This window comes from Paraburkholderia sp. UYCP14C (assembly GCF_004197395.1).
Classification (GTDB): domain Bacteria; phylum Pseudomonadota; class Gammaproteobacteria; order Burkholderiales; family Burkholderiaceae; genus Paraburkholderia.
In genome coordinates this window covers 1-740 of the sequence record NZ_SELS01000307.1, presented here as the reverse complement: position 1 = coordinate 740, position 740 = coordinate 1, and the positions used below count along the sequence as shown (strand labels likewise).

Annotated in this window: 1 protein-coding gene; it reads right to left on the bottom strand. The window is 61.9% G+C overall.

From position 1 onward, the window contains the following. Positions 1 to 740: ISL3 family transposase (locus tag EVC45_RS44985; protein ID WP_129964404.1), on the bottom strand; the 740-nt coding region annotated here is incomplete at both ends.

Here is a 740-nt window from a genome sequence, read left to right as displayed (position 1 = left end):
CCGTCGAAGTGTTTTCGGATCATGCGGGCGACCTCCTTCATGGGTTCAACCTTGGAACGCATCACATTGGTACACCACTGCTCAAGCATCTCGGACACGACGTTGATCTGCTTGCGATCCAGGATCTCGCGCAACTGTTCTCGATAGAGCCAGGCACGTGCCGTACGCTTGGTCGTGACGTTGGCGACCAGTGCGTCGAGATCGGCACGCTGTGCCGCATTCAGCCGATCGCGATCCTTGAGCAGCGCCCAACGCAGGCCCTTGAGATCAGGATCGATCCTCTGTTCGAGTCGCCGGGTCTTGTCCAGGGCGGTCGACGCCTGGGCGACGACATGGAACTTGTCGAAGGTGATGCGGGCGTTCGGCAGATGTTCGCTGACACCTTTGATGAAGGCGGGAGACATGTCGATGCTCACCGAGGTGATGTGTTCGGGCTCTGCGCGGTGGGCTCGCAGGTGAGCGGCGAACCGTTCGATGGTGGCGGCATCCTTGCCTTCGGTGACGAACACGACCTTGCGTTGTTCGGCGTCGGCCACGAGCGTCAGATAGTTGTGTCCGCGCCTGTACGAGGTCTCGTCCACGGCGGCGCTGGTCATGCCGGACAGGTCGATCGCGGCCAGCGCAAGTTCGACGTAGCGCTTGCAGATCGCATGCACGCGATGCCACGATTCGCCGACGGCGCGGGCTACAGCGGCAAAGGGCATCTGCTGGGCAAGCGTGAGCACCATCGCCTCGAACAG